Source organism: Roseibium sp. RKSG952, assembly GCF_009711355.1.
The window spans coordinates 1-8336 of record NZ_SMMF01000770.1; the positions used below are offsets into that span (position 1 = coordinate 1).

6 protein-coding genes are annotated in these 8336 nt (G+C 54.5%); 5 read left to right on the forward strand and 1 reads right to left on the reverse strand.

The features are described 5' to 3' along the window. Positions 1-75 precede the first annotated feature (75 nt). Positions 76-888 carry a helix-turn-helix transcriptional regulator gene (locus tag E1297_RS06115; RefSeq protein WP_155135283.1) on the reverse strand — a complete coding sequence of 271 codons (813 nt, stop codon included), beginning with the start codon at positions 886-888 and terminating at the stop codon, positions 76-78. Positions 889-1150: 262 nt separating this feature from the next. On the opposite strand from E1297_RS06115, the gene E1297_RS06120 reads away from it, so the two are divergent. The 5 genes from E1297_RS06120 to E1297_RS06140 are packed head-to-tail and all read left to right on the forward strand — an operon-like array spanning position 1151 to position 8175. Next, positions 1151-3148: a CocE/NonD family hydrolase gene (locus tag E1297_RS06120; RefSeq protein ID WP_196223215.1), complete on the forward strand. Its 1998-nt coding sequence runs from the start codon at positions 1151-1153 to the stop codon at positions 3146-3148. Positions 3149-3173: 25 nt separating this feature from the next. Then, a complete protein-coding gene (locus E1297_RS06125) occupies positions 3174-4760 on the forward strand; it encodes an ABC transporter substrate-binding protein (protein ID WP_155135287.1) in 1587 nt (528 codons plus the stop codon). Between the two features lies 1 nt (position 4761). Beyond that, positions 4762-5718 carry an ABC transporter permease gene (locus E1297_RS06130; protein ID WP_155135289.1) on the forward strand — a complete coding sequence of 319 codons (957 nt, stop codon included), beginning with the start codon at positions 4762-4764 and terminating at the stop codon, positions 5716-5718. Between the two features lie 11 nt (positions 5719-5729). Beyond that, complete coding sequence (locus E1297_RS06135; protein WP_155135291.1) at positions 5730-6557, forward strand: ABC transporter permease; 828 nt, start codon at positions 5730-5732, stop codon at positions 6555-6557. After that, positions 6550-8175 carry an ABC transporter ATP-binding protein gene (locus E1297_RS06140; protein ID WP_155135293.1) on the forward strand — a complete coding sequence of 542 codons (1626 nt, stop codon included), beginning with the start codon at positions 6550-6552 and terminating at the stop codon, positions 8173-8175. The genes E1297_RS06135 and E1297_RS06140 overlap by 8 nt, the downstream gene beginning before the upstream one ends. Positions 8176-8336: the final 161 nt, after the last annotated feature.

Consider the following 8336-nt stretch of genomic DNA (forward strand, 5'->3'; position numbering starts at 1 on the left):
GCAGGATTTTTTACTAATCTTGTTCTGACCGCTAGACGTCGGTTGATGCAGACCACGCGCGCTCGTGGAGCGCTTTCAAGCGCTGATCGTATTGTTTTCAAATAGTGATCCCGGGGTTCCAAAATAGTTCCGCACCACAGGGTCGATTTGTGGATTAGAGAGCGAATAAAGACCGCATCCGCGGATGGCTTGCTTGAGATCCAGCGAGGCTCCGGCGCGCCTCCAGATCGTACGTGAGGCATAGGGCTCACTTTCCGGATGCCACGTCAGTCCGACGCATATGCCGGTCATATACTTCATCCGGTCGCCATGTGATGGATAAAGGATAGTCTCCGACAAACGGTCTTGCGCACGTTTGGAACTCTCCACAATGAAGAGCCTTTCTCCGCGCAAGAATACAGTTCCATAGAGATGGGAACGGTGAATGATGCCGGTTTCAGGATCGCGGCTTCTGACAAAAAACACGGAGTTCATCCGATGGTTTTGCTCCCGGATCAGGGTGACACCGACATGAATCAATGACTTGAAGGCGGGAGAAACAAAATGCACATGATAGATTCCCTCATAATTCCTCAAGCGGGACAACTCGCTTGAGGAAAGACTTTCCACCAACACGGATGGATTGTTGCGAGACGCTGTTGCCTTACTCTGAGCCAATAAAGTGCCTGGGATCACGTCCCCCAGGAAAAATGCCTCTACGGGGGTCTCAAAGAATTCGGCAATCTGATGTTGCCAATAGGCCGAAGGAAGTGAGGTCCCCTTAAGGTACTTTTCTATCTGCTGCCGGTTAATGCCAATCTTCCGCGCGATTTCGGAGACAGATTTGTGCTTTTGACACAACAAGCGCAAATTTGTCGCATACAGTTTACGAGCGTCTTCTTTCGGCATTGTACTCCCCAAACTGACTTCTCGCCTAATACCGGAGCGCTATGTAAAACACTGGCACTGCTAATCTTTCTGGAACCAAGCTCCAGAATAGTAGCGGCCAGCCAGACCGGATAACGTATTTAAAACGTCAAAATTTGTTCCGGGCTGGACTGATTATAAACACCAAAGTAGCGTAATAAAGCTTAAAAAGGACTAAACTCGCTTAATTGATCGCGTTTGGAAACCGTCCCACCGTTATTCTATGGATGGAGCGAAAAACCAAATGCGTGACAAGTTCAAAGTCATAGAAGACGAATGGATCCCGCTTCGGGATGGGGTGTCTCTATCCGCGAGGGTCTGGATGCCGGAGGTGTCCGAAATATACCCTCTTCCTGTCATCCTGGAAGCGCTGCCTTATCGGAAGCGGGACGGAACCTACGCAAGGGACAACACGACCCATAATCACTTCGCTGCAAATGGATATGTTTGTATCCGTGTCGATCTTCGAGGTACCGGTGATTCCGAGGGGGTGTTTGAGGACGAATACTCCAACCAGGAACTTGATGATATCGAGGACGTCATCGATTGGGCGGCAGCCCGGGCATGGTGCAGCGGTTCAGTCGGGATCATGGGGATTTCGTGGGGCGGCATTAATGCCCTGCAGACCGCTTCCCGCCGTCCGTCGGCGTTGAAGGCGGTGATTGCTGCTGCGGCTGTTCTCGACCGGTTCGACGACGACATTCATTACAAGGGTGGTTGCGAACTTGCCGAAAATGTTGGCTGGGCCGCGAGGGCCATGTCAATCATTTCGCTGCCTCCGGACCCTGAAATAGCTGGTGAAGGCTGGCGGGACCTTTGGTTGAATCGCTTGGAGAAAACATCTTTCCTGCCCGGACTCTGGAGCCGCCACAGAAGCCGTGACACCTATTGGAAACGCGGGTCGGTGCTGGACGATGCCAGACGGATCGATATTCCGGTGCTCGCGATAGCCGGCCTAAGGGACGGCTATCGGAATCTGCCGATCAATCTCCTGAACGCTTCTGGAAACGGGACTCCGGTCAAGGCATTGCTTGGTCCGTGGGATCACAACTACCCGCATATCGCATCCTACGGACCGTGGTTGGATTTTCCGCAAGAAGCGGTTCGTTGGTGGGACCGTTGGTTAAAGGGCATCGAAAATGGAGCGGACGCTGGCCCGGCACTGCGTGCCTATATCATGAATGGCACTTCAAGAGAGCGGCATGGCCCTGATGTTCCAGGTCGCTGGGTCTCATTGCAGAACTGGCCGGATAGCTCGGTGTCGGATCGTGTTTTTCACTTCAATGGCCAAGAACTAGGCGCGGAGGAGGGGCAGTTTGTTCGCCGGGTCAATCCTCAGCCATTGTGCGGAATAAAAAGTGGGGAGTTTTTTAGCACGCAACTCTGCGATCTCGATCATCCGGCGGAACAATCACCAGACGATGCCCTGTCACTGCTTTTCGAAACACGACCGGTCAGAGATGCAATCAGCTTTCTGGGCACTCCAAAGGTCACGCTCAGTGTTGCCTCAGACACCACCAGCGGCCAAGTGGTTGCCCGACTATGTGATGTTGCACCGGATGGCGACTCGCGTTTGATCTCTATCGGAATGTTAAACCTGCTATTTCGTGACGGATTTGAACGGGCTGCGGACCTGAAGCCGGGTGAATCCTATCGTGTGCATGTTGGGCTTGACCATATTGGCTACGAACTTCCAGCCGGTCATCGGCTGCGGCTCGCCCTGTCTTCTTCCTACTGGCCATATAGCTGGCCGGACGCGGAACCCTGCACGTTGACCGTCACGGGCGGCCAGTTGTCAATGCCTGTATTTGCCGGGAGGGAGACACCGCTTGCGAATGAATTGCCTGCCCGAATTGAGCGGTCGATGTTTGTTCGGTCTTTGAACGCACCAGTCAAGACGAAGTCGCTTCAGCAGCAAGACGGCCGCCATGTACTTGAAATTCTCTCGAACGATGGCGGAATCGCGATCGAAGAATTCGGATTACAGCGCTTCAGTTCGGTTCGAGAAAAGTGGTCGATAGATCCCGGCGACATTTCATCGCCGCAGGTTGATATCGAGTGGAACGGGTTGGTGTCTCGAGAAGGGTTTGCGGCCGGAACGCAATTGCAGACATCCATGCGGGCCGATGCGCGGTTCATCTATCTGGCAGGCAAGCTGGAAGCCCTGGAGGAGGGCACTTGCATCTTCAGCCGGGAGTTTTTCGAAAGAGTGCCCCGGAAACCGGAAGTGCAACAAGACTGAAAACTAAAAAACAGAGGTGGAGAAAATGGGCAAAGAACTGGAATTTTTGGCTGACATGGCCGTGAAAGGAAAAATGCACCGACGAGATTTTCTTGGCCGCGCTTCGGCATTCGGGCTGACGGCGGCAATGGCTGGCACGATGCTTTCGACGCGGGTGCAGGCCACTGGCCCGGTTTCCGGCGGTACGATGAAAATCGGTATTCAAGGGGGAGCTTCGACTGACAGTCTCGACCCGGCCACAGCCTCTAACTCGACCGCAACGCAAATCCTGCGCATGTGGGGAGAACCGCTCGTAGAACTCAATGAAGAAGGTGGGCTGGACCCGGTTCTAGCCGAAGCGTACAGCGCGTCCACAGACGCCAAAACCTGGACATTTAAAATCCGACCCGGCGTAACATTCAGTGACGGTAAATCTCTGACGGCAGACGATGTGCAGGCTACCTTTGAACGTCACACAGGTGCGGATACCAAATCAGGTGCGCTCGGTGTGTTACGCGGCATTTCCGATATTCGCACAAACGGCGACAGTGTTGTCTTCACGCTCGACGCGGCGAATGCGGATCTGCCATACCTATTGGCCGATTATCACCTCATGATCCAGCCGAATGGCGGCAAGGACGCGCCGGCGGCGGCAATCGGCACCGGTCCCTACGTGATCAAGGCACACGAGCCCGGGGTCCGCACAGTCTTTGAGAAAAACCCTAACCACTGGCGCTCTGGTTGGGGGCATGCAGGTACAATCGAGCTTTACGTGATAAATGACGACACGGCGCGCATGTCAGCCCTTCAGTCGGGCGTCGTCGATATTGTCAATCGCGTTCCGCCTAAGCTTGCCAGCCTGATTGGCCGTGCGCCAAATGTCACCGTCCATTCCGTTCCAAGCGCTGGTCACTATACCTTTATCATGCATGTGGACACGGCTCCATTTGACAACAAGGACTTGCGCCTCGCTCTCAAATACGGGGTCGACCGCCAGGAAATGGTAGACAAGATCCTGTTCGGTAACGGGTCTATCGGAAATGACACACCAATCAATTCGACTTACCCGCTTTATTCCGACGACATCGAACAGCGGCAGTACGACCCTGACAAGGCTGCATTTCATTACAAGGCCTCAGGGCACGAGGGGGCAGTTTTGCTCCGAACTTCTGAAAACTCCTTCCCGGGTGCGCCTGATGCCTCACAGATTTTCCAGCAGAACCTCGCCAAGGCAGGTATCCAGCTTGATCTGGCAATGATGCCAGATGACGGCTATTGGTCGGAAGTCTGGAACAAGCAACCGTTCTGCACCAGCTACTGGGGCGGTCGTCCGGTTCAGGATGCCATGTTTGCAACCGCTTATCTGTCAACCGCTGACTGGAATGATACGCGCTTCTTCAACGAGCAGTTCGATCAGCTCCTGTTTGCTGCCCGGGCGGAACTGGATGAAGCCAAGCGGAAGCAGATGTACCGCGATATGAGCGTTATACTGCGGGACGACGGTGGCCTGATCTGCCCGATGTTCAACAACTTCATCGATGCAACGTCTGATCGCATTGCAGGCTGGGGGCCGTCACAGGGGTTCGGGATGATGAACCACTATGCGCCGATGAAAATGTGGGTTGCGTCCTGACATGACCCACGCCCTAGTTCTGGTGGCTCAGCGCATTGCGCTGGGTTGCCTCCTGCTACTCGCGGTCTCTGCCGTGATTTTTGCGGGTACCGAAATATTGCCTGGAGACGTCGCGCAATCGATCCTCGGCCGGGGAGCCACTCCCGAGAGCCTTTCCAACTTGAGACAGGAGCTGGGTCTGAATGAGCCCGCTGTTGTCCGGTATTTCCATTGGCTCGGCGGGGTACTGCAAGGGGATCTTGGCAACGCTCTGTCCAGTGGCGCCAGCATTTCCGAAGCGATTGGCTACCGGCTGGCAAACACACTGTTTCTCGCAGCTTTTGCGGCGGTCCTGTCAATCCCGCTTGCGGTCTTGCTCGGTCTTGTCGCAGTTCGCTACAAGGACCGGTTTCCGGACAAGCTCATTTCAGCAAGCACTCTCGCCTCGATTTCACTTCCCGAGTTCTTTATCGGCTACCTGCTGATCCTCGTATTCGGTGTGAAACTTGGCTGGCTGCCGACGGTCTCTATCGTCAACGAAAACATGAACTTTGCCGAGCGTCTGACTGCGATTATTCTTCCGGGGGTCACGCTGACTCTGGTTGTCCTTGCCCACATGATGCGCATGACCCGGGCAGCCATTTTGAATGTAATCGAAGCCGCTTATATCGAGACGGCCGAACTAAAAGGTTTGGGCCGGTTCAAGATCATTTACAAACACGCCCTGCCGAATGCACTGTCGCCAATCGTCAACGTGGTGATGCTGAACATGGCCTACCTCATTGTCGGGGTGGTCGTTGTCGAGGTAATCTTCGTTTACCCGGGCATGGGACAATATCTCGTCGACCACGTCGCCAAGCGTGATGTACCAGTCGTTCAGGCTTGCGGGCTGGTGTTTGCAGCAATTTACATTCTTTTGAATTTGCTTGCCGACGTCATTTCGATCCTGACGAATCCACGTCTATTGTATCCGAAGTGAGGGAGGATTTCATGAGACTGTTACGTATTCCTCCTGGTGCATTTATTGGCATGATTGTTACCGGCGTATTTGTCTTGGCAGCGGTATTTGCTCCTTTGATAGCACCTTACGGGATGGCCGAGATTGTAGGTGGGGTATGGGAACCAATGTCGAGTCAGCATTGGCTTGGGACCGATAATCTTGGCCGCGACCTCCTGAGCCGCATCATCTACGGCGCCCGCACCACCCTTGCAATCGCTGCTGCTGCAACCCTCTTATCATTTTTCCTCGGAGCATCGCTGGGCATGATCGCAGCGGAAGCCAGAGGGCTGGTCGATCAGGTCTTGTCGCGCGGGGTCGATTTACTGATGTCTATTCCAACGTTGATTTTTGCGCTTGTTGTCCTCTCGGTCATGCCCGGAACCATCCCAACGTTGATCCTTGTCATGGGTATTCTCGACTCCACACGTGTATTTCGCCTCGCCCGTGCAGTCGCTGTCGACATTCGGGTCATGGACTATGTCGAGGCGGCCAAGTTGCGCGGTGAAGGACGGTTTTGGATCATTACCCGCGAAATCCTTCCCAACGCGCTGTCCACACTGGTCGCCGAGTTCGGACTGCGATTCATCTTCATGGTGTTGTTCCTGTCGGCACTGTCCTTCCTCGGGCTGGGTATACAGCCGCCCGAAGCGGACTGGGGTGGTATGGTAAAAGAAAACAAGGCGGGTATCGTGTTTGGCATCCCTGCGGCTCTCGTTCCGGCTGCGATGATCGCCCTTCTGGCAATCTCCGTGAACCTCGTTGCCGACTGGATCCTCAACAGAACCTCGAACCTCAAGGGAAGCGGAGCCGATGCCTGAGACCTTGCTGGAAATCAAGAACCTCGAAATTAGCGTCCCGCGCAGCGGGAACAACCGGCATGCGCCGGACCTGCATCCCATTGTCAGGGGCGTTTCAGCCCGGCTGGAAAAAGGCAAGGTTCTGGGCCTGATTGGGGAATCCGGAGCAGGCAAATCGACCATCGGATTGTCTCCGCTTGGATACGCCCGGGGCAACATTGAAGTCACCAATGGTAAAGTTGTCTTGAACGGCCGGAACATTCTCGCCTCGGGCCGCAAGGGGCTGAATGCGATGCGTGGCAAGGAAGTCTGCTATGTCGCACAGTCGGCAGCGGCCGGCTTCAACCCGGCAAAGCGCCTGATCGACCAGACGATCGAAGCTACGCTCAAACATGGCTTGATGTCACGCACCGATGCGGTCGCGCGAGCCCGGGAACTTTACAAGGCCTTGAGCCTGCCCGATCCCGACACCATTGGCGACCGCTATCCCCATCAGGTATCCGGTGGACAATTGCAGCGGGTCATGACCGCGATGGCTCTGTGCCCGAAACCCGACCTGATCATCTTCGATGAACCGACAACGGCACTCGATGTCACCACCCAGATTGATGTGCTTGCGGCCATAAAGTCCGTTATCAAAAAGTATGGTGTTGCCGCCATTTACATCACCCATGATCTGGCTGTTGTCGCTCAGGTTGCCGATGACATCATGGTGTTGAAGGACGGTCGTCAGGTCGAATACGGACGAACCGCGCAAATCATCGATGCTCCGCGCGAAGCCTATACAAAAGCGCTTCTATCGGTGCGTTCTGTCAGCCACCACGAAAAGCAACCAGACAAGCAGCCGGTCCTGCAACTCAAGAGTGTTAGCGCTTGTTATGGCAACAGCTTGAAGGTCTTGCATGATGTGTCACTGGAGCTTAGCGAAGGTCAGACCCTGGCGATCGTGGGCGAAAGCGGCTCTGGAAAATCGACACTGGCACGCGTGGTGACCGGCCTGCTTTCTTCGGGCTCCGGAGAGATCCGTTTTGAAGGTCAACCGCTCTCGCGGCAACTTGCGCAGCGCACACGAGAAGAGTTGCGCCGGATCCAGATGATCTATCAGATGGCGGATACGGCGATGAACCCGCGTCAGTCGATCCGGACGATTATCGGCCGGCCGATCGAGTTTTATTTCAACAAGCGCGGCAAGGAGTTGGGTATTGAAGTTGATAGCCTTATTGAAAAGATCGATCTGCCGCTGGACATAGGGCATCGGTATCCTGCGGAGCTGTCAGGTGGGCAACGTCAGCGAGTGTGTATCGCCCGGGCGCTGGCTGCGCGTCCGGGCATTATCATATGCGATGAAGTGACCTCGGCCCTTGATCCGCTTGTGGCAGACGGCATTTTGAAGTTGCTACTTGAGCTTCAAGCAAGGGACAACGTTGCTTATCTTTTCATTACACATGATCTGGCAACGGTAACGTCAATTGCCGACTCGATTGCCGTGATGCATCAAGGCAAGGTGGTGAGATATGGCACAAAAACCGAGGTTTTAAGCCCGCCGTTCGACGACTATACTGGACTTCTCTTGTCCTCGGTGCCCCAGATGGACAGCGGTTGGCTGGATGCGGCTATTGCAAGCAGAAAGATTGCCTGACATGGTCGGCTTGGCTAATAGGTTGTTGAGCAATTCGATTACTCCAACAAACAATTCCTGCCAATTATAGCAATAAATAACGCAGTTTATACTCTGTGCTTAGTCGGCTTTGCACATCATTGCCGCCATTCGTGCCAGGTACCGCGAATGGCGGCTTTCTT

What these genes read in the sequence shown, in the direction of transcription:
- E1297_RS06115 (WP_155135283.1), bottom strand. Translation starts at nt 888, where the DNA reads ATGCCGAAAGAAGACGCTCGTAAACTGTATGCGACAAATTTGCGCTTG.
- E1297_RS06120 (WP_196223215.1), top strand. Translation starts at nt 1,151, where the DNA reads ATGCGTGACAAGTTCAAAGTCATAGAAGACGAATGGATCCCGCTTCGG.
- E1297_RS06125 (WP_155135287.1), top strand. Translation starts at nt 3,174, where the DNA reads ATGGGCAAAGAACTGGAATTTTTGGCTGACATGGCCGTGAAAGGAAAA.
- E1297_RS06130 (WP_155135289.1), top strand. Translation starts at nt 4,762, where the DNA reads ATGACCCACGCCCTAGTTCTGGTGGCTCAGCGCATTGCGCTGGGTTGC.
- E1297_RS06135 (WP_155135291.1), top strand. Translation starts at nt 5,730, where the DNA reads ATGAGACTGTTACGTATTCCTCCTGGTGCATTTATTGGCATGATTGTT.
- E1297_RS06140 (WP_155135293.1), top strand. Translation starts at nt 6,550, where the DNA reads ATGCCTGAGACCTTGCTGGAAATCAAGAACCTCGAAATTAGCGTCCCG.